This is a genomic window from Xenorhabdus sp. XBWT (assembly GCF_059072735.1).
The window spans coordinates 3,937,857-3,958,397 of record NZ_CM180990.1 but is presented as its reverse complement, the minus strand read 5'-3'; the positions used below and the strand labels follow the sequence as shown (position 1 = coordinate 3,958,397).

The 20,541-nt window shown below is 39.8% G+C and carries 20 protein-coding genes and 2 pseudogenes; 7 read left to right on the top strand and 15 right to left on the bottom strand.

Features of this window, described 5'->3' with window-relative positions; all coding sequences use genetic code 11:
• Positions 1 to 59 precede the first annotated feature (59 nt).
• Both ridA and pyrI read right to left on the bottom strand, forming a co-directional pair.
• Positions 60 to 446, bottom strand: a complete 387-nt coding sequence (ridA, locus tag AC5JQI_RS17320; protein WP_493913071.1) for a 2-iminobutanoate/2-iminopropanoate deaminase — start codon at positions 444 to 446, stop codon at positions 60 to 62.
• A gap of 174 nt (positions 447 to 620) precedes the next feature.
• Positions 621 to 1,085, bottom strand: a complete 465-nt coding sequence (gene pyrI / locus AC5JQI_RS17315) for an aspartate carbamoyltransferase regulatory subunit (RefSeq protein WP_237387229.1) — start codon at positions 1,083 to 1,085, stop codon at positions 621 to 623.
• Positions 1,086 to 1,337: 252 nt separating this feature from the next.
• On the opposite strand from pyrI, the gene AC5JQI_RS17310 reads away from it, so the two are divergent.
• Both AC5JQI_RS17310 and AC5JQI_RS17305 read left to right on the top strand, forming a co-directional pair.
• The gene (locus tag AC5JQI_RS17310) at positions 1,338 to 2,033 is read left to right on the top strand and encodes a M15 family metallopeptidase (RefSeq protein ID WP_493913070.1); all 696 of its coding nucleotides are present in this window, start codon (positions 1,338 to 1,340) and stop codon (positions 2,031 to 2,033) included.
• Positions 2,034 to 2,239: 206 nt separating this feature from the next.
• Positions 2,240 to 3,457, top strand: coding sequence for a DUF819 family protein (locus AC5JQI_RS17305; protein ID WP_493913069.1), 1,218 nt, complete (start codon positions 2,240 to 2,242; stop codon positions 3,455 to 3,457).
• A 134-nt stretch (positions 3,458 to 3,591) separates the two neighbouring features.
• On the opposite strand, the gene AC5JQI_RS17300 is transcribed toward AC5JQI_RS17305, so the two are convergent.
• The 4 genes from AC5JQI_RS17300 to AC5JQI_RS17285 form a co-directional block, all read right to left on the bottom strand.
• Positions 3,592 to 4,335, bottom strand: a complete 744-nt coding sequence (locus tag AC5JQI_RS17300) for a metallophosphoesterase family protein (protein WP_493913068.1) — start codon at positions 4,333 to 4,335, stop codon at positions 3,592 to 3,594.
• The gene (locus AC5JQI_RS17295; RefSeq protein ID WP_493913067.1) at positions 4,332 to 4,958 is read right to left on the bottom strand and encodes a VUT family protein; all 627 of its coding nucleotides are present in this window, start codon (positions 4,956 to 4,958) and stop codon (positions 4,332 to 4,334) included. Before AC5JQI_RS17295 ends, AC5JQI_RS17300 begins: the two co-directional genes overlap by 4 nt.
• 68 nt (positions 4,959 to 5,026) lie before the next feature.
• Positions 5,027 to 5,509 (bottom strand): hypothetical protein, encoded by a 483-nt coding sequence (locus tag AC5JQI_RS17290; RefSeq protein WP_237387224.1) that lies wholly within the window; start codon positions 5,507 to 5,509, stop codon positions 5,027 to 5,029.
• Positions 5,510 to 5,519: 10 nt separating this feature from the next.
• A complete protein-coding gene (locus AC5JQI_RS17285) occupies positions 5,520 to 6,173 on the bottom strand; it encodes a helix-turn-helix domain-containing protein (RefSeq protein ID WP_493913066.1) in 654 nt (217 codons plus the stop codon).
• 885 nt (positions 6,174 to 7,058) lie between these two features.
• Here AC5JQI_RS17285 and AC5JQI_RS17280 point away from each other — a divergent pair.
• Positions 7,059 to 9,377 carry an FdhF/YdeP family oxidoreductase gene (locus AC5JQI_RS17280; protein WP_493913065.1) on the top strand — a complete coding sequence of 773 codons (2,319 nt, stop codon included), beginning with the start codon at positions 7,059 to 7,061 and terminating at the stop codon, positions 9,375 to 9,377.
• A 54-nt stretch (positions 9,378 to 9,431) separates the two neighbouring features.
• Here the strand turns inward: AC5JQI_RS17280 and AC5JQI_RS17275 are convergent.
• The 4 genes and pseudogenes from AC5JQI_RS17275 to AC5JQI_RS17260 form a co-directional block, all read right to left on the bottom strand.
• Positions 9,432 to 9,535 (bottom strand): annotated as a pseudogene (locus tag AC5JQI_RS17275) (bestrophin family protein); the annotation flags it as partial.
• A 146-nt stretch (positions 9,536 to 9,681) separates the two neighbouring features.
• Positions 9,682 to 10,623, bottom strand: a complete 942-nt coding sequence (pyrB, locus tag AC5JQI_RS17270) for an aspartate carbamoyltransferase (protein WP_493913064.1) — start codon at positions 10,621 to 10,623, stop codon at positions 9,682 to 9,684.
• Positions 10,624 to 10,695: 72 nt separating this feature from the next.
• On the bottom strand, positions 10,696 to 10,839 hold the full coding sequence (locus tag AC5JQI_RS17265; RefSeq protein WP_493913063.1) for a hypothetical protein: 144 nt from the start codon (positions 10,837 to 10,839) through the stop codon (positions 10,696 to 10,698).
• Between the two features lie 71 nt (positions 10,840 to 10,910).
• Positions 10,911 to 11,339: a carboxymuconolactone decarboxylase family protein gene (locus AC5JQI_RS17260; protein ID WP_493913062.1), complete on the bottom strand. Its 429-nt coding sequence runs from the start codon at positions 11,337 to 11,339 to the stop codon at positions 10,911 to 10,913.
• A gap of 21 nt (positions 11,340 to 11,360) precedes the next feature.
• On the opposite strand from AC5JQI_RS17260, the pseudogene AC5JQI_RS17255 reads away from it, so the two are divergent.
• Both AC5JQI_RS17255 and AC5JQI_RS17250 read left to right on the top strand, forming a co-directional pair.
• A pseudogene (locus AC5JQI_RS17255) lies at positions 11,361 to 11,615 on the top strand (RNA 2'-phosphotransferase); the annotation flags it as partial.
• 50 nt (positions 11,616 to 11,665) lie between these two features.
• Positions 11,666 to 12,289 carry a LysE family translocator gene (locus tag AC5JQI_RS17250; protein WP_237387743.1) on the top strand — a complete coding sequence of 208 codons (624 nt, stop codon included), beginning with the start codon at positions 11,666 to 11,668 and terminating at the stop codon, positions 12,287 to 12,289.
• A gap of 184 nt (positions 12,290 to 12,473) precedes the next feature.
• On the opposite strand, the gene AC5JQI_RS17245 is transcribed toward AC5JQI_RS17250, so the two are convergent.
• The 4 genes from AC5JQI_RS17245 to argF form a co-directional block, all read right to left on the bottom strand.
• Positions 12,474 to 13,469 (bottom strand): D-cysteine desulfhydrase, encoded by a 996-nt coding sequence (locus tag AC5JQI_RS17245; RefSeq protein ID WP_493913061.1) that lies wholly within the window; start codon positions 13,467 to 13,469, stop codon positions 12,474 to 12,476.
• A 22-nt stretch (positions 13,470 to 13,491) separates the two neighbouring features.
• Positions 13,492 to 14,916 (bottom strand): Na+/H+ antiporter NhaC family protein, encoded by a 1,425-nt coding sequence (locus tag AC5JQI_RS17240; RefSeq protein ID WP_493913060.1) that lies wholly within the window; start codon positions 14,914 to 14,916, stop codon positions 13,492 to 13,494.
• 42 nt (positions 14,917 to 14,958) lie between these two features.
• On the bottom strand, positions 14,959 to 16,104 hold the full coding sequence (locus AC5JQI_RS17235; RefSeq protein ID WP_493913059.1) for a trans-sulfuration enzyme family protein: 1,146 nt from the start codon (positions 16,102 to 16,104) through the stop codon (positions 14,959 to 14,961).
• Between the two features lie 374 nt (positions 16,105 to 16,478).
• On the bottom strand, positions 16,479 to 17,492 hold the full coding sequence (gene argF / locus AC5JQI_RS17230) for an ornithine carbamoyltransferase (RefSeq protein WP_493913058.1): 1,014 nt from the start codon (positions 17,490 to 17,492) through the stop codon (positions 16,479 to 16,481).
• A gap of 233 nt (positions 17,493 to 17,725) precedes the next feature.
• Between argF and rraB the strand changes: the two genes are divergently transcribed.
• On the top strand, positions 17,726 to 18,151 hold the full coding sequence (gene rraB / locus AC5JQI_RS17225; RefSeq protein WP_493913057.1) for a ribonuclease E inhibitor RraB: 426 nt from the start codon (positions 17,726 to 17,728) through the stop codon (positions 18,149 to 18,151).
• A gap of 267 nt (positions 18,152 to 18,418) precedes the next feature.
• On the opposite strand, the gene AC5JQI_RS17220 is transcribed toward rraB, so the two are convergent.
• Positions 18,419 to 19,345, bottom strand: coding sequence for a LysR substrate-binding domain-containing protein (locus AC5JQI_RS17220; protein ID WP_493913056.1), 927 nt, complete (start codon positions 19,343 to 19,345; stop codon positions 18,419 to 18,421).
• 104 nt (positions 19,346 to 19,449) lie between these two features.
• Between AC5JQI_RS17220 and AC5JQI_RS17215 the strand changes: the two genes are divergently transcribed.
• On the top strand, positions 19,450 to 20,532 hold the full coding sequence (locus AC5JQI_RS17215) for a tartrate dehydrogenase (RefSeq protein ID WP_493913055.1): 1,083 nt from the start codon (positions 19,450 to 19,452) through the stop codon (positions 20,530 to 20,532).
• The last annotated feature ends 9 nt before the right edge of the window (positions 20,533 to 20,541 follow it).

The window sequence follows — 20,541 nt, the reverse complement described above, 5'->3', positions numbered from 1 at the left end:
TGATACCGAAGTGATCAGGGTTGGAATTTATCGAACTGCATGTATAGCAATATAGTCAATTAGCTACGGACAGCGATCGCTTCGATTTCTATTTTTACATCTTTTGGTAAACGGGCAACTTCAACACATGAGCGAGCAGGGAATGGTGCTTTATGCTCATTGAAGAACGCTTCATAAGCCGCATTGACGGTTGTAAAATCATTCAGGTCTTTGACAAACACAGTCGTTTTTACGATATCAGATACTTTCAGGCCAGATTGCTCAATGATAGCTTTAACGTTTTCTAAAGACTGACGGGCTTGAGCTGTAACATCTTCAGGGATAGTACCGGTTTTCGGATCAACAGGGATCTGGCCGGAAGTGATGACCATGCTGCCCAGATCAACACCCTGTACATAAGGGCCGATTGCTGCTGGTGCATTTTCGGTATGAATAGAACGTGACATTAGAAACTCCTGTTTAACGTCGAAAATAAAATATTGTGAGATCGTCATTATAGTGATCCCCCGCTTTGCATCAATTGATACAGGACATTCTTACTCTTCGCCTTTCAAGCTGTAGTTTTATTGATTAGCGTTGCAACTTGAAATCCATTGGTTATTGGGCGCTAGAGTTGATGGTCAACAGTTATTGATGACAGCCTGACGGTCAAACTCTTTTTCACAGTATTTACAACGTAATACTACATCATCTTCAGCAGTTATCACATGAAAACTGCTTTTGACCGGCTCATTGTGGCTGATGCAATTGCTATTTGGGCAGATAAGAATGCCGTCGATCCGCTCTGGCAAATTGATGTGCATCTTCTTGACCACGGCATAATTTTCAATGTTATTGATAGTGGCATGTGGCGCATACATGGCGAGCTGATTTGCTTGCTGTTCTGTCAGGAAGGTATTTTCAATCTTGATCAGATCTTTTTTGCCCAGATGGTTAGAAGGTAAGTTCAAGCCGATGGTAATACGCTGATAGGTTTCGGTAAGCTTAAACAGTGACAATAACTTAAAGCCGACATGAGCTGGGATGTGATCGATAACCGTGCCACATTTAATGGCTTCTACTTGTAATTGATGGTCTTGGGTCATGTTATGTCATGAATACCGTTCTGGTATTCCTCCTCCAAATATTAGGGGATCAAGGGAAAAACAGCCTATTTTGTCATATACGATTTAGCATTTCATCTGATTAACTCATTAATTTTAAAGATTATTTAAGTTGTTGATAGAAAGTATTTAAATTTAATGGCATGTATTTTTGTTGTTAATGTGTAAGGATATTGTTATTTATACTGTAGTGTAAATTATCTATTTCTGTCGTCTCTCAAGGAGAAAAATACTGTGGAAAAAATTGTAGTAGACAAAAACTTTGACTGGCCGGCAATTAATAAAATCCCTATTTATGAATGTCATGAGACTTTAGAGAAAGTTATTGATACAGATAAATTAAAACAAAAATCTGTTTATTTTCTGGCAGGAATAAAAGGCACCATTGAATATTGCATGGTGAGAAAAAGTGTCATTGAAAAACTCACAATGGCATCACAATTACTTCCTTCCCATTTAGGACTCCTGGTATTGGATGGCTGGCGCTCACGGGAAACTCAGCAGGCACTGCAAGATAAAATGCAGGCAGAAATTGCAGCTAAATATAATGGTTTATCCGCTGACGAACAGAGGCGATTGTTACAGCAGTTCGTGGCTCCGGCTCCGGTGGAGGAACATCAGGTCAGCCCTCATTTGACGGGTGGTTCTGTGGATGTGACACTCTTTGATATGGTGTCTGGTCAGACCCTGTTTTTGGGGACTGAGTTTGATGAAGTCAGTGAAATCTCTTACACCGCAGCATTAGAAAAAGCCCCGGAACAAAATATGCCTGCCACCTTATATCGCCGATTACTTTATCAGGCCATGACTCAAGCCGGGTTTAGCAGTTTACCGACTGAATGGTGGCATTATGATTACGGTAATTCCTTGTGGGCATTTTATAAAAGCAAGGCTGCCATTTATGGTGCGATAGACCTAGCCAAATTTTAATTTAGATATACCTGTGTCGTCTTTCAAGTTGCAGCTTTGTTGGCTGCACTTGCTTCACCCCAGTCACCGTTTTTGTAAACATACGGTTAATTTATGCTTCCGGGGATTTGCTCTTTTGCCGTCGTGCTGCATCTCGAAATCCATTGTGTATAAATTAATGGAATAGAACGTGCACAACCTATTTTTATAAAATAACAGGGGGAATAATGAAAAATACCTTCATTACCGCTGACAATTCATTAATGCTCTGGGCTTTTATTATGATTGTCGTTGCTGCTGCGATTATGGCGGAACAACGAGTTAAGTGGGCATCCAAAATACCCGGCTCTGTTATTGCATTGATTATTGCTGTTTTAGCTTCCAACCTGAATATTATTCCCACTGAAGCCCCTGTTTATGATGCCGTGTGGGGATATATCCTGCCGCTGGCGATCCCCTTACTGTTATTTAAAATCAATTTACACCGCATTGTTAAAGAGAGTGGACGATTGCTGATACTGTTTTTAATTTCGTCCATCGCCACCATGATTGGAGCGATAATTTCTTTCCACATTTTCAAAGCATACATTCCTGAGCTGGATAAAATCAGTGGCATGATGGCAGCGTCTTATACGGGAGGCGGTGTTAATTTTGTTGCAATGGCTGCCAAGCTGGAAACCACCCAATATATGGTAGCATCAGCGATTGTTGCTGATAATTTTATGATGGCGGGCTATTTTATTATCCTGATGGCTTTGTCCGGCTGGACAGCAGCGAGGAAATTCTGGGGAAGTCCATATATTGATTCGGTAGAAAACGCTCCCAAGCTGGATAAATCCCAAACTTTAGCTGCTGCTTATTGGAAACCAAAAGACATAGCCCTAAAAGACATTGCATTGTCGCTGGCATGGTCTATTTTCATTGTCGCCTTATCGTTTCATCTTTCATCATGGCTAAAAGAACTGCTCGGAAAGCCAAATAATATTTATCAGGAACTCATTTTTAGCCTGATTTCTGATAAATACCTGCTTCTGACTACCGTCACTTTTATTATCGTTTCAATATTTAAAGAGACATTCAGCAAACTGAACGGTACCCAAGAACTGGGAACTTATGCCATTTATATGTTCTTTGTCGTGATTGGTATACCGGCATCCATACAGGCCATTATCAGCCATGCTATGTTGTTATTTGCGTTCGTGTTTGTGATTGCCATAATTAATCTGATATTGACCTTTACAGCAGGAAAAATATTCAAATTCAGCCTTGAAGAAAACATACTCGCCTGCAATGCTAATATCGGCGGGCCGACGACCGCAGCTGCAATGGCAATCAGCCGAGGTTGGGTTAATCTGGTCGGGCCGATAATGGTGATAGGAACTGTTGGTTATGTGATTGGTAATTACGTAGGAACGTTTGTTTATTTTTTAGTAGGGCAGTCATAGATTGGATAGCTTATTTTGGGGCATGTATTCAAAAAGTGAAGGTCATCACTGTTGAATACATGCCTATCGGTAGTTCAGCTTTCCAACTTTAGAGTAATGAATAAAACTGCATTTTGAAATCCATTAGGTATGTGCTAGTAAAGGCATGATGTTAAAGATAAATTCTTTGAAAAGTCTATAATATTAAAACCGAAGCCTTTTGATATTTTGACTATCTCTGTACCTAATATCCACTGGAATACAACGGCAGGAGCAACACTTATTGTCATATTATTATTATGCCAAATACGTAAAGTGTGAGCATGCCCACTGCCAATAAATTTAACTTTATATTTTTCACATATTGTTAATAGTGAATTGGCGTTATTCAACATGCAACTATCAACAATCGGTGTATTAACGGGTATGGCATGGTGATGCATAAACACAGCTGTATTTATTCCGTTGCTGTTAATTATTTTTCTTTCTAATTCTATAAGATTGTTTTCCGTGATAAAACCATAATCTTCTTTTTCAACAACAGTATCAACGGAAATAATATGCCAGTTTTCATTTTGATAATCACCAGAAGTGATAATGTATCCTGATTTTTTTTCGTTAAATGCTATTTCAAAATTATCTTTGAGGTCATGATTTCCAAGGATAGCAATATAAGGTGTTTTTAATGAATCCATTTTGGTTAAAAAATATCTATAGGATTCAATATCACCATTGTCTGAGATATCACCAGATACAACGATTAATTCAATTTTAGTCAGATTTTTTATTCTACATATTTCCTGACAAACAAAATCAAAATTTTTATAAGGGTTCACATCAAACATTTTTTCATTTCTGTTTTTAGTCAAATGTATATCTGATAAATGAATGACTTTCATCTTTTATTACCTCTAAAAATAAATGGATTATATGAGATATTCCAATCATATATATCAGTTTGTTCTAATTTTTTTACTTTATTAGCCAAAATTATCCCTATAGGAAGGAGAATGATAGACATTATTACTTTATAAGACCATGTTGTGAAAATTATTATGATTAATTCATCAAAGCTATATTTTGATGAAAGGCTTATAGGATAGGCTGACAATAGAAGTGATGCTTGAGTGATCATTGAGGCAATAATATATCTGATGAAAAAAAATCGCCCAAGAAAAACTTTTTTTAGGGAGGATATAACGAATCCATTTATAAAGTATGAAATTGGAACTGAAATCCAGGTTCCTACCATAACACGCCAGAATTCACCAAATAATGATCTGAAATTCATTGATATTTCATTGTTCTCTGGCTGTGCATGTGATGCAGCAAAGATGACCATCACGAAAATTGATTGGCATAGAACCATTATCCAGACCGTTTTTACTCCTTGCCTGTATCCATAAACCTCAGTCTGAATCGTAGATATAAGAAAGTAAAATGAGAACAAAATTCCACTGAATGTGATTTTAAAGCCATCAAAATCTAGGGTCTTATATACAAGAACATCACAAGTTATCATTATTGTGACTGATAAAGAAATAAATAAGGAATCATATTTAAACTTTGTACTATTCGGATACGAGTGAGTCACTTTATTACCTTTAATTTTGCAGATTTAGATGATTTTATTTTTTCTGCCTTCGATATTTCATCGGAAATTTTACGGCCATCTTTTAATCCCGACATATAAGCAATTTTTACGAGGCTGGTTGGATCTAATTTTTCTACTATATTCTTATCGACAAGTATCTCTTTTCCATTTACTTGTCTGCGTGAGTAAGCATTTTGTATTGTGAATAACAGATCTCTCCTTTCCTCTACTATTTCAAATTTTTGCTTTTCTTTCATGTCATTTTCTTCAAATAACGTTATAAATATAATGTCGGCAGGATTGATGTTGTATAATAAATCACTTTCAAAAATATCTTTTGCTGTTACTTTTAAACATGTGTGAGTACCCAGTTCTTTTAATATGTAAAATCCATTTTCTTTTATGGGTTCGAATTTCTGCAAGCTATATATATAACGAGGTTTGAATGTTTTCTTGAAGAAATCAATTATCTTTCCCATTTGTAATTCCCTATTTTAATTTTTTAATTGATTTAATCACAACCCCAATTATTGTATAATTTTGAGTTAATATCATTTTCCTTTCATTTTCAATGCCTAATATTGAAAAATAAATGCCATTTTCACCAACAAATACTTGTCTAAAACAGATAGGTGCATCTTTAATTTTTACGAGAACCACATCGCTGTCACAAAAACTTTCAGCTTTGGAAACTATTGCAACAGTGTTGCTGTCGAAATATGGAGATAAGAGGTTATTGGAAAATTCAATGGCGATAAGAGAATTTTCTTGTTCATGATGAATGCTTAACTTATATAAATTTATATTGGTTATTTTCCCTGAGATATAACTATCTAATTCATCATAACGGATTAGAGGGACTGATGAAATAACCTCTTCATTTTCTTTTGATTCAGATAATTTGTTGTCTGTAATTTCACCAACATTCACACCAAACACCTCTGCGATAGATGAAATAGTAGCAATAGTCGGGTTGCCGACACCACGCCTGAGACTGTTGATAGTGGCAATTCCCAGTCCTGTTAATTTACTTAGGGATTGAGAATCTATGTTATTTTTTTTCATCAGAAAATCAATGTTTTGTGAGATTTTTATCAACAAATCATCAGGATTGCTTGCTTTTATATTATTCGATTCTTGCATTATATAATCCATTTGATAATATATTGTCATTAACCTGAATTCATAATCTTATGTTATCTGTTGGTGTTTTGTAATACAAGGGCTTAGCATCAGGGAAATCCTCTATAGTTTGTGTGGTACACCAAGGAAGGAGGATAAAATAAGGAATCATGATTGGTTTAATTGTAAGATTTATGCCCGTTATGTCTCAATTTGTTACAGGTTGAGCGTAACGGGCAGATAACAATAATGTTCATCATAATATGGAGTATTGTGAGGTTTTTTCTATATAAAACCCGCTTAAACTATTAATTTATAATTATTGTTTTGTAGTGATTTATTTGAGGTGTTTTATTAATTTAATGATAATTATTAACCTGATAATAAATTAACTGATTTTAAAAATCATTTCGTGCACTCAATTAATTCTCCTAACGCCTAATATAGTATATTTTATACCCATCAATGCTGTTATTGTCATAAAACATGACTCTCATTTACCTACATATGCCGTAAATCTTGCTATTGATCTTGGTAATGCCCTGCTTTATGAAACCATCATTAATTTTATGGTTGATAATTATCAATAAAAATACATTAAATAAATTTACTTAAATAAAAAGACGTCAAGAAATATTATATTGATACAAGAGTGACAGTATTATTATCATTCGGTTTTTTCGTGATGTAACAACGGAATAACTACAACAATAAATGAATAAGAGTATGATTATAAAGAAGTGGTTATCGCCTGATTTTTAGTTTTATCACGAAGCCTGACTACTTGGGTTCGCCCCTATGATTACATCGGTGGTAACCCGCCAATGAATGAAATCGGCGTTATTGGTTCACCTGTAAATCTGTGGCCAACTTGTGTTGACCACGACATAAAAAATCGAGATTTTTATGAAATTCAAATCAAAAATAAAACCTTACCACTCGGCTGCGGGTGGTTGGGGTTCATTGGAGGCAACCACTCGCTTTGTTTTTGATAGCAAGCAAGCACTGAAGAATATGGTTAACCTGATGCGCATGAATAAGCCCAGAGGTTTTGATTGTCCCGGATGCGCATGGGGCGATGACAATAAAAGTTTGTTCAGTTTCTGCGAGAATGGTGCTAAAGCAGTGACTTGGGAAGCGACTCGTCGTCATGTTGATCGGGCGTTTTTCGCGACTCATAGTGTCAGTAAACTCTATCAACAAAGTGATTACTTCCTTGAATATCAAGGCAGGGTTGTTGAGCCGATGAGTTACAACCCGCAGACAGACCATTATGAACCGATTAGCTGGCATGAGGCTTTTACCCTGATTTCCAGCCACATTAAGGCAATGGGTAATCCCAATCAACTTGAACTTTATACCTCCGGTCGAGCCAGTAATGAGGCATCATGGCTTTATCAGCTGTTCGGTCGTGTATTGGGAACAAATAACTTCCCTGATTGTTCCAATATGTGCCATGAAGCCAGCGGTTACGGCATGTTGCAAAGTCTGGGGGTTGGGAAAGGCACTATTCGGCTGCAAGATTTTGATCACGCGGATGCTATTTTTGTATTCGGTCAGAACCCCGGAACGAACCATCCACGAATGTTGCATAGCCTGAGACATGCTGCTGAGCGTGGGGCACGCATTGTTACCTTTAATACTCTGCGAGAGCGCGGATTGGAACGTTTCGCTGATCCGCAAAAACCGCTTGAAGTGATAACGCCAATGGCGGGAGAAATTAGCCATCGTTACTACCAGCCAAAACTGGGTGGCGATATGGCGGCAGTTCGGGGAATTGTGAAGGCGCTTCTGGAGACGCATAACGCCCTATTAGTTGAGGGTAAATCGGGTATTTTTGATCTGGAATTCATTTCGGCCCATACCGATGGCGTGGATGCCTATTTACAAGAAGTGGCCGTGACTGAATGGTCATTTATTGAGAATCAATCTGGATTGACTGAAACACAATTGCGCGAAGCGGCGGCAATTTACCAGAGCGCAGAGCGCGTTATATGCACTTGGGCAATGGGCATAACCCAACATAAACACTCTTTGGTTACCGTCCGTGAAATCGTCAATCTTCAATTATTGTTTGGTCAGTTGGGTAAATCCGGTGCTGGGCTTTGTCCGGTACGTGGTCACAGTAATGTACAGGGCAACCGGACGATGGGAATTAATGAGAAACCCAGTAAGCTTTTTCTGGATAGCATGGCTGCCCACTTTGGATTCGAACCGCCTCGTGCCCACGGGCATAATGTTGTGGAAGCACTGAGAGCCATGTTGCGTGATGAAGCCAAGGTTCTGATTGCGTTAGGAGGAAACCTTGCGGCGGCGGCTCCGGATAGTCCACGTACAGAAGAAGCCCTTAAACATTGTGATTTAACCGTACACATCAGCACAAAATTAAACCGGAGCCATCTAGTTACCGGTAAGAAAGGCGCACTTATTCTGCCGACGCTGGGGCGTACCGAACGGGATATTCAGGCTACAGGTTCGCAGTTTGTGACGGTAGAAGACTCATTCAGCATGGTTCATGCGTCAGAAGGTGTGAATAAACCGCTATTTGATACTCAACGTTCTGAAACAGCAATTATTGCAGGAATTGCCAACGCGACAGTCGGCAATACAGAGACAATTAACTGGCTTGAGTTAGCGGGTGATTACAACAAAATCCGCGATCATATTGCGGCGACTATACCGGGGTTTGATGGTTTCAATAAAAAATGCGAACACCCCGGTGGCTTCTACCTCGGCAATTTTGCGGCTGAATTACGCTTTACTACACCGAGTAAAAAAGCTGAGTTCTGCCACGTACCACTGCCGAAAACCCTGTTTCCGCAAATTGAGGGGGCAGAAGTTCCTTTCACGTTGCAGACCTTACGTTCTCATGACCAATACAACACCACTATTTATGGTCTGGATGATCGGTATCGTGGGGTTTATGGCCAGAGGGAAGTGTTGTTCATGAATCCAGAAGATATCGTACAATCGGGCTATCAGGCTGGTGATCTGGTTGATATTGAAACGGTATGGAATGACGGCATTATGCGTAAAGTCTCCGGTTTCAAATTGGTTCCTTATACCATTCCACGGGGAAATCTGGCAGCTTACTACCCAGAAACCAATCCACTGGTTCCAATGGAAAGCATTGGGGAAGGCACAGGCACGCCGACTTCGAAATCTGTGCCAGTGAAATTATCCCTCACAGAACAGAGGCAGCCGGAACCTCAACGCCTCGTCTAAGGTGTTTAGATTTAGCAAAATCCGCCGTGAACCTCTTTACGGAGAGGAGTAGTCACTTAGCAGTAGGTTCAGTGTTAAGCGGAAAGTTATTTTCGATAATACTGGGCCATGCCAGTCAAACAAGCGAAAAACCAAAGTTGATTTGGACGGATGATCATGGTGAATACAATCCTTTATAATTATTAGCTAAAGAAATTATCCGGATAATATCGGATAAGAAAAATAGAAATCCTTATTGAAGAAAATAATACTATGATCAAGGAGAAAATGCCTTAATCATAATATTAATGGCTATCTGTTTTTCTTAACGTTCTATAATAACTTCTTCATTCAAAACCAAAGACAACAATGCCTGACGGGCGAAAATTCCGTTACCCGCCTGCTGAAAATAGTAAGCATACGGGGTTTTATCAACATCTACCGTGATTTCGTCAATACGTGGCAGAGGATGCAGAACTTTCAGGTTCTCTTTTACATTGACCAGATCTGCCGCGCGCAGGACGAACTGAGCTTTGATATTGGCATACTCGGAAGGATCAAGACGCTCTTTCTGAACGCGGGTCATGTACAGAATATCCAGTTCAGGCATCACATCTTCAAAGTTGTTGTGGAGGCTGTAGCTTACCTGTTTTTCTTCCAGCATATGCAGGATATAGCTTGGCATTGCCAGAGCATCCGGAGCGATAAAGCAGAAATGGTTGCCATTAAATTTCGCCAGGGCTTGGGTCAGCGAGTGTACGGTGCGACCATATTTCAAATCACCGACCATGGCGATTTTCAGGTTTTCCAGTCTGCCCTGAGTTTCCTGAATAGTGAACAGGTCGAGTAATGTCTGGGTTGGATGCTGGTTTGCGCCATCGCCGGCATTAATGACAGGGATATTGCCGGAAAATTCAGATGCCAGTCGCGCCGCCCCCTCTTGTGGATGACGCATAACAATCGCATCGGCATATTGGCTGATGATAGAAATGGTGTCAGCCAGCGTTTCTCCCTTTTTACCCAATGAAGTATTGCTGCTGTCGGCAAAGCCAACGACGGAAGCGCCGAGTCGCTGAATGGCGGTTTCAAAAGAGAGACGGGTACGTGTAGAGGCTTCAAAGAAGCAGCTTGCGATCACCTTGTGTTTCAGTAGCTCAGTCTGTGGTTTGGCTTTCAATGCAGCTGCCGTCTGCAATACCAATTCCAGATCTGTGCGGTTCAGATCATTAATTGAAATGATATGTTTGCGATATAACGGATTAGCCATGTTTACGTTCCTCTTTTATGATTTTTAGTCTGACTGGGCAGGTAAAAAAAAGCCCCTCAATTGAGGGGCTTTTTAAATGAATGTTCTGTTAAGCAATGGGAAAAACAATACGCTTACGCTGCCAGCAGGCAGGTTTTGGTTAGCTTGATGTTTTACGACTTCTACAGCGAAATCTTTCATGTTTTCTCCCGGCAAATCGTCGCGAATTATACTCACGATAGCATTCATCGCAAGGTTTGCCGGAAGAAATTTTTGTTTTAACTTTTTGCTGGCCTTAATGATTGAGATTATTCGTTTCTGTCACCCAAACTGACTGCCATCCTGTTGAGGGCATTCATCAGGGAAATAGCAGCCGTCAGGTCAACGATTTCTTTTTCGGTAAAGACATCATCAAGGCGGGCTTTGATCCCGTCCAGCACATTTTGCCTGGGATTAGTCGTCAGGGCTTCAGCCCACTCTAACGCTAGCTTTTCTTTTGGGCTATATATACTGGAATTGAACCACGCGGGTAATTTATCTAATTTTACTTGCTCGATACCATGATCTTTGCGGATTGCTTCGGCATGAAGGCGGCAACAATAAGCACAACCGTTAATTTGGGATATCCGTGTTTCTACTAAAAGAATAAGGGATTGATCCAGTGCAGAGGAGTGAACTTCTTCATAGCTTTTGTATAACGGATTAATAATTTTAGGTGAAACTTTGGCGTAGTTCATTTTTATCTCTCAGGTTTATTTTTTCTATTTCACGGCACTGCCACCCATTTTCTGGATCCCATCTTTAAACAGGGATTACGAGCAGGAACGCGGCATTACGTTCATTTATCGGCGGATAAATCCACGGCAACCAAAGTGGGTCAGCGTCATGGTAAAGTAGTTATTCTGACAATTGAAGCCCAGTTGATGTATGAGCATAGCTTCAAATTCCATCAGGCGGATAACGGAGTTTGGTTGACAAAAACCGTGCCAGTTGGATATATAAGTGTCATTTAGCATTCTCGATAATCGAGTTTTGACTCTGCTTTTGTTTTTTGGATATAAACATGACTGCTATGGATTCCCTGCTTGCATTTACTCTGGCGGCTACATTTCTCACATTGACACCCGGATTAGATACCGCATTAGTTTTGAGAACTGCAACGGCAGAAGGGGGTAAAAAAGCCTTTCAAGCCGCTCTTGGAATTAATGCGGGGTGCTTTATTTGGGGAGCAATGGTGGCTTTTGGTCTTGGTACATTGATCGCCGTATCAGAGCTGGCATTCAACATATTAAAATGGTGTGGTGCATTGTATTTATGCTGGCTGGGCATTCAAATGATTTGGCATCCTAAAAAAGATCTTGGGGGAGAAACATCTTCTTCTGTTAAAGACCAGAATTGGTTTATCAAAGGTATGTTGGGTAATGTACTGAATCCGAAAATGGGCGTGTTTTATGTTTCATTTTTGCCGCAGTTTATTCCACAAGGGCACTCACCCATTTTATGGACATTCAGTTTAGTGGCGATCCACGTATTGCTTGGCACGTTATGGTCATTGTCACTGATTTGTGCCACACGCTCTCTTTCCCATATATTACGCCGTGAAAATGTCATTAAATGGATGAATCGCGCAACAGGTGGGTTGTTTTTGCTTTTTGCGTTTAAATTGGTGCTGAGCAGTCGAAGATGATTTGGTAAGTGCGGGTTAATATAAGATGCATGGTCATAGCTCGTTTTCTGTCGGGATGAGACGAGGGAATATTTATCCCGAAACGCTTTCAAGACACCACAGAGAAAATTAAGGAAAAATAATATATTGTATGGGTGTCTTGAAAAGCTTAATTCTTAAGATCCTGTATGTAATGATTCATACATCAATCTATTATTGAGTCGATTCCAGAATAGGAAAATAGTGCGGGAGCTCCACCTGTATGAACAAAGAGCAATGGTTTCTGACTTTCAATGGTATTATTCAGGACATTATCAATTAATCCGGCCATAGCTTTTCCGGTATAGACGGGATCTAATAAAATGCCCTCTTTTTGTGCCAATAGCGTAATGGCATCAGACCCTTTTTTATTCGGCATGCCATACATGGGAGCAAAATAATTATCCCACAAAAGGATATCTGGGCAGGTTGTTTGACCTAAAAGCGAGCTTATTTCTTGCTGCAACTGACTGACTTTCGGTGCTTGCTCGGCTGTAACACGCGAGACGGTAACACCAATAACAGGTGTTTGTGGTAGTACGGATTGTAATCCAACAGCCAATCCTGCATGTGTTCCTGCGCTTCCGGAGGCGACAATAACGGCAGCAAATTCGACATCTTTTGGGCGCTGTTCGGCAATTTCTAATGCGCAACGCACATAACCCAATGAACCAAGGGCATTGGAACCGCCGACGGGAATAATATAAGTATCTTCGAGATTGAGCTGGTCAATCAATTCCTTCATTTGCACATTGGGATCGATCAACTCATCACACATGACACATTGGGTGTTGAATAATTCTGTCAGCAGTTTATTACCATTATTCAGGAAGTTACTATCTTGGCTTTGAATGGGATTTTCTAATAAGGCAACACACTTTAGTCCGTACTTTGCAGCAATAGCAGCTGTTTGCCGTACATGATTTGATTGAATTGCTCCAGCGGTAACAATAACTTTAGCCTTTTTTTGTAATGCGTCAGCAATAAGATATTCCAATTTACGTAATTTATTCCCACCCATCGCTAAGGGGGTTAAATCATCTCTCTTAATATAAACATCGCGCCCTAAATAGTGAGATAAATTTTCCAATTTATCCATCATGGTCTCAGTTTTTAGTAAATCAATACGATCAAATTTTGCTAAGTTTTTTTGTAAAGACATATTATCCCCGACGGATTGTGAGTTAATAAGTAAAGCCTAAGTAAAAATAGATTACGAGGGCGAAACTTGCGGTAACCAACGCATATGGCATTTGAGTTCGAATATGTTCAATATGGTTACAATCTGTTGCCATTGATGCAACGATAGCATCGCTGGAAATTGGCGATGTCATATCACCAAAGATAGATCCAGAAATTGCCGCACCAATCATATATTCAGGGGGCATACCAACTGAAATACCTAACTGTACTCCAATTGGGATCATAATTGCGAATGTACCCCATGAGGTGCCCGTTGCTAATGACATAATGGCACTAATCAGGAAAATAAAACCTATGGAAAAACCTGCTGGAATAATACCAGAAGTAATTTGTGCAATATAAGCACCGGTATTTAAATCAGCAGAAACACTACCCATTAAGAATGCCAATATCATGACAGAGCTTATTTTTATCATGCTGGCATAACCAATATAAAGCTCTTTAAAAAAGGTTTCGATAGTTAAAATACGGTGTGTTAAGAACCAAAAGAAAGACACTGTGGTTCCAAACATAACACTCCAGTAGATAGAGGTTGAACCGCTGCCCTTACTAAAATCACCATCACCTGTGATATAGAGAGCAATGGGGAGCATGAATACAGTCGATAAAATAGGAATAAAAAAGTTTAATGAAGTATGGCATTTGGGGTGTTCAATAATATCATCACTATCTTCACTGTGCTTGTTTTCAGTCTCATTATTTAAATGTTCATGCAAGGCCTGCATTTCCGCAGTTCTCATTGGTCCCCAGGACACACTAGAAAAAATATAAAATAAGACGGAAGCTAGCGATAACCAAGCCATAATATTATAAATCATAGAACCAGCTAGAATATCAAATGGCTCACCGTTGATTAACCCTCTAGAAACCTGTACACCGATGACACCCATCATTGCGGCTCCCCAACCATTAATCATGGCAGAAGAACAAACAGAAACACAGGATGTTTGAATAATGTAAGACATTTTTTCTGGTGGTATACCATAATTTTTGGCTAGTTTTTTTGTTGATGCTCCAGCGATTAATTGGTTAATTGAGCTTTCAATAAAGATTAATGATGTAATAATCATTGCCAAAAATTGAACAGATTTCTTATTTTCAATCAGTTGCGTCTTTTCCGTTAATAACCGGACTAAGGATCGTACGCCGCCTGTCACCACCACAAGCCGCATTATTCCACCAATCATTAACATAAAGATGATAGTTTTGGTATTACTGGGAGAGGTGAATGTATCAATAATACCTTCAATGGTTCCTTGTATACCTAAAATAAAATTATGGTCATTAATAACAGTAAATCCGACTAATATTCCGAGTAGTAATGATAAAATCACCTGGCGTGTAAATATAGCTAAAATAATTGTAACAACAGGAGTGATGATAGTCCAAATTCCGTAATCATTCATTTTTACTTACCTTGCTTTTTTTATTCTTTATATTAAGTAAATTCACTCTAATGCTTTTTTGAGGTCAGCTAATAAATCGTGAATATCTTCAATTCCTACTGATAAACGTAATACCGTATCATAAATACCAATCTCTTCCCGCGCTTTTTTTGTCATTGAGCCATGTGACATAGTTGCAGAATGGTTAATCATACTTTCTACGCCACCGAGAGATTCTGCCAAAACAAAATAGCGCAATTTACTTAAAAAGTTCTTTGTATCCTCCAGATCACCTTTTAGTTTGACTGTGACGACGGCACCGCCTGCACGCATTTGCTCCTGACAAATGGAATAGTGTGGGTGAGTGTTTAAGCCAGGATAATAGACTTGCTCAATTTTTGAATGAGATTTAAGAAAATTGGCGACTTCAAGTGCATTAGCACATTGCACTGACATTCGTAACGCTAATGTTTTTAATCCACGTAGTGCTAAATAAGCATCAAAGGGAGATGCAATGGCACCGATAGTTGTTTTTAAGAGATCTAATCTATTGGCTAGATCATTTCGGTGTGTAATAACCGCTCCTCCAATAAGATCTGAATGACCGCCAATATATTTACTTGTAGATAACATAGCGATATCTGCACCTAATTCGAGAGGTTTTTGATTCCATGCGGTTGCAAATGTATTGTCAACACAAGTTAATATATTGTAATTTTTCGCGAATGAACAAATACGTTTGATATCAACTAATTCTAATAATGGATTGGTTGGGCTTTCTATCCAAATTAAACGAGTATTATCTTTTATTTTGGCTTCAACTTCAGTGAGATTATTTAAGTCGATATAATCAAATTGATGACCATTATTTTCAATTGCTACCTGTTCAAATAAACGAAATGTGCCACCATAAACCCCTTTCATCGCAATAATATGGGATTCTTTGGGTAATAAGTTTAAAACTAAGGCAGCAGCTGCTACACCAGACGCAGTTGCAGTTGCGTAAATACCACTCTCTATTTCGGCTAATAATGTTTCATAGGCATGGCGAGTCGGGTTACTGCAACGGGAATAACAATACTCACCGTGTTCAGATAAATTTTTCTGTACAAAAGTACTGGCTGTTGTAATGGGTGGAAAAATAGCGTGGTTTTCTTTGTCTTGCTGTTTTCCACCGTGGATTAATGCCGTAGCTATATTTTTTATCATTTTTGCAGTCCTATAAATTAATTATCAATGTTCTTCAGGGATAAATATTGCACTATTGAAAAAGAATATGGCATAGGCAGATAAAAAAATTTTTCCAAAAAATAACTATATTTGTTTAATTAAGAGAATATTTTTTCTAAAATTTTTAATTTTTCATATAAATCAAATGGTTATGCGTATATGGTTTAATGTGATGATTATCAACTTATTGAAAAATTGTGCATGGTGATAAAGGCGGCAGAGTCACTTTCTGGTTTTTGACCGGAAGTAAGTGGGAGATATCTCCAATTCGCTTAAGAATACAGGATTCAAGTGAGTTGGAGATATTTGCATTTAATTTTTGCAGTATGAACGGGCACAATATGAATCAACAATTATAAAACTAGATTTTGCACCATTGTCGCCACCATTACCGCCTTAATGGTATGCATACGGTTCTCAGCCTGATCAAACACAATGCTGTGTTTCGATTCAAACACGCCATTGGTCACTTCCAACCCGCCATATAAATTGAATTCTTCTGCCAGTTGCTTGCCGAGCGTGGTTGCTTCATCATGAAAAGCAGGCAGGCAATGCAGGAATTTCACCTCTGGATTACCTGTCATTTCCACAACACCCATATTGACCTGATAGGGTTTCAGCAATGTAATGCGTTCTTGCCAGACTGATTTAGGCTCTCCCATTGATACCCAGACATCGGTATACAGAAAATCAGCTTCTTTTACACCTTGTGCAATATCTTCTGTCAGAGTGATCTGACCGCCAGTTTTTTCTGCCAGTTTTTGGCATCCTTCAACCAAATCTGCGTCTGGCCAGCACGCTTTTGGAGCGATTAAGCGGAGATCCATACCTGTTAATGCAGCTGCTTCAAGCATAGTATTGCCCATGTTGTTATGGGCATCGCCTAAATAGGCAAATTTGATTTCAGATAGCAGTTTTTGGCTGTGCTCCTGCATTGTGAGTAAATCAGCCAGAAGTTGGGTCGGGTGGAATTCATCGGTCAATCCATTCCAAACCGGAACACCTGCGTATTGCGCCAGCGTTTCGACGATTTGTTGCCCATAGCCACGATATTGTATTCCGTCATATAGACGGCCAAGCACCCGCGCAGTATCTTTGATGGATTCTTTGTGCCCGATTTGGCTGCCACTTGTGCCTAAATAGGTAACACTGGCTCCTTGATCATGAGCAGCGACTTCAAATGCACAGCGTGTACGGGTTGAGTCTTTTTCAAAAATAAGGGCTATATTTTTTCCTGCAAGTAAAGGAAGCTCTTGTCCTGATTTTTTATTCGTTTTTAATTTTTTGGCAAGTGTTAAAAGAGTATTAATTTCTACAGGAGTAATATCGAGCAATCTTAGTATTGATCGTTGAAAAAACGGATTCATTATGCATGGACTCCATGAGCGCAATATTGAATTTATATTCAATATATACCGATTAAAAATTCAATTGCAAGCCCTGACTTTGGTGTTTGTAATAGTGATGGTATTAAGACGGCTGATGAATCAGTAGATTATGGTTTGTATTTCTCTTTGGACAAAAGGGGATAGATATATCCTTTGTTTAGAAAAGATGGGAGAATGCAAAGCAGGACAGCCAACTGACGGAGGGGATTGGCATGGCAGACCCACATGCTTTAGAAGAACAGCGCGAAGAAACTCGTTTGATCATCGAAGAATTATTGGAAGATGGCAGCGATCCTGAAGCGCTTTATATTATTGAACACCACTTTTCGGCGGAAAACTTCGATCAACTGGAAAAAGCAGCACTCGAAGCATTTAAGTTAGGTTATGAAGTGACGGATGCGGAAGAGCTGGAAACAGAAGATGGTGTTGTTCTGATGTGTTGTGATGTGATCAGCGAAAGCCGACTGGAGGCTGACTTGATCAATACGCAGGTTGAACAACTGCTGGATCTGGTTGAAAAAATGGGTGTGAATTACGATGGTTGGGGAACGTATTTTGAAGATCCCAATGCATCGGATGATGAAGATGATAACGGTGATCTCTTCCCACCGGAAGAAGATCAGCCGAGACTTCACTAAGATGTTTCTAACATCACATTAAGACCGAATGCCCCACTTGAACTGTGGGGCTGATTTATTGAAGGTAATGGTTTGTTATAGTGGTTTTATCATTTTTACTTCACAATCGCTGTGAACAGTATTGCAAGTGCCTCATCAAGATAGCTGAAGCCCAATTTTTCATATAGGGCAATAGCTGCTTTCAAATTTTCCGTTGTTTCCAGATAACAGGCAATAAAAAAGTGCGTGATCGAACTCGATACATTGATAACCTGGCTGTCTGGTGCATTAACCTGATTTGACTTCAATTTGATCTGAATAGTGAAGCTGAAAATAATGTTCTAAAAACTCAATGGTGACTCTGATGCGAGCAGACATCGCCAGACGAGTGACATAAACCGCCCAGATGTTCGCGGATTGATAATATTCAGGCAGAATATGAACTAATGCGCCTGATTTGATATTTTCCCTGACATCCCAATAGGAACGTAAAGTAATACCATGCCCATCAAGGCACCACTGGTGGATAATTTCACCATGGTTGGACGACATAGGCCCGGTAACTTTCACGGATTGGTATCCCGCACTACTTTGTAACTGCCAGATGCCAAAAGGATGATCCCGCTCTTTGATGACCAGACAGGCGTGAGAGGGCAACTCATTCAGTGATTTTGGCACCGGATGACGAGCGAGATAAGAGGGCGCTGCGCATAGAATGCGACGATTGGATGCGAGCTTTCGTGCGATAAGATTATTATCAATATCATCGCCAACACGAATATCCAAATCAATGCCTTCTGTGACTAAATCAATAATACGATCTTCCACATCAAACCGGATCTCTAATTGGGGATAGGTTCGGAGGAGTGCAGATAGCGCAGGGGCCACGAATTGTCGTCCAAAGCCAAAACTACTGACAATCCTGATTGTTCCTTGAGGTTCTTGCCGAAGTTCAGAAAGCTCATCAAGCATCTGATTGACATCATTCAGAATACGTTGTGCCCATTCGTATATCCGCTCACCATCCTCCGTAATGGATACCCTGCGTGTCGTTCTGTGCAATAGGGTAACATTCAATACACTTTCTAATATTGCGATGCGTTTACTGATAAAAGCCGGAGAAACCCCCATTTCTTCCGCAGCAGCGGCAAAGCTTGCTCTCTTGGCGACTAAAAGGAAAACACGGAGATCCTGTAAAATAGGCAGATTATTCATATATCGTAAATTATGTTTCTACATTTTTTGGATTGAATACAATTCAGTCAATTATAAGATAGCTGAAAAGTCAATTTTGTATCCTGATAAATGAGAGATATCTAATGAAACAACCGTTCAAGATTGCGGCGATCCCCGGGGATGGAATTGGTCATGAAGTGCTTCCGGAAGGAATTAGAGTATTACAAACTGTGGCTGAAAAGTGGGATCTCCGTTTATCGTTTGACTATTTCGAATGGGCCAGCTGTGACTATTACCTTAAGCATGGAACCATGATGCCTGATGATTGGTTTAATCAGTTAATGGCGTTTGACGCGATCTATTTTGGTGCTGTAGGTTGGCCTGAAAAAGTGCCTGATCATATTTCGCTTTGGGGAGCACTACTTAAATTCCGCCGTGAATTTCAGCAGTATGTCAATTTACGTCCGGTACGTCTCTTACCGGGAGTGCCTTGTCCGTTAGCCAATAAAAAACCGGAAGATATCGATTTTTATGTCGTCAGGGAGAATACCGAAGGGGAATATTCAGCGATTGGTGGCCGTCTGCATGAAGGGACGGAGCATGAAGTGGTGATCCAGGAATCGGTTTTTACCCGCCGTGGTGTTGATCGTATATTGAAATATGCATTTGAATTTGCGCAAAGCCGCCCTCGTAAGCGACTGACATCCGCGACTAAATCAAATGGTATTGCGATCAGTATGCCTTACTGGGATGAGCGGGTTGAGGTGATGGCAAAACAATATCCGGAGATTAAATGGGATAAGCAGCATATTGATATTCTTTGTGCGCGATTTGTGTTGGATCCGGAACGGTTTGATGTCGTTGTCGCTTCCAACTTATTCGGCGATATTCTGTCTGATCTTGGTCCTGCCTGTACAGGAACCATCGGGCTTTCACCGTCTGCCAATTTGAATCCGGAAAGAAATTTCCCTTCCTTATTTGAACCTGTCCATGGATCAGCCCCCGATATTTATGGCAGAAATATTGCCAACCCAATCGCCATGATTTGGTCTGGTGCCATGATGCTCCAGTTTTTGGGCGAAAATGATGAACGTTACCAACATGCTCATGATGATATTTTATCTGCCATTGAAGCTGTGATAGCAGAAGGAACAGTGACGCCTGACATGAAAGGCAACGCATCAACACAGCAGGTCGGAGACGCCATTATTCGGCATTTGTCGTGAGTTGTGTAT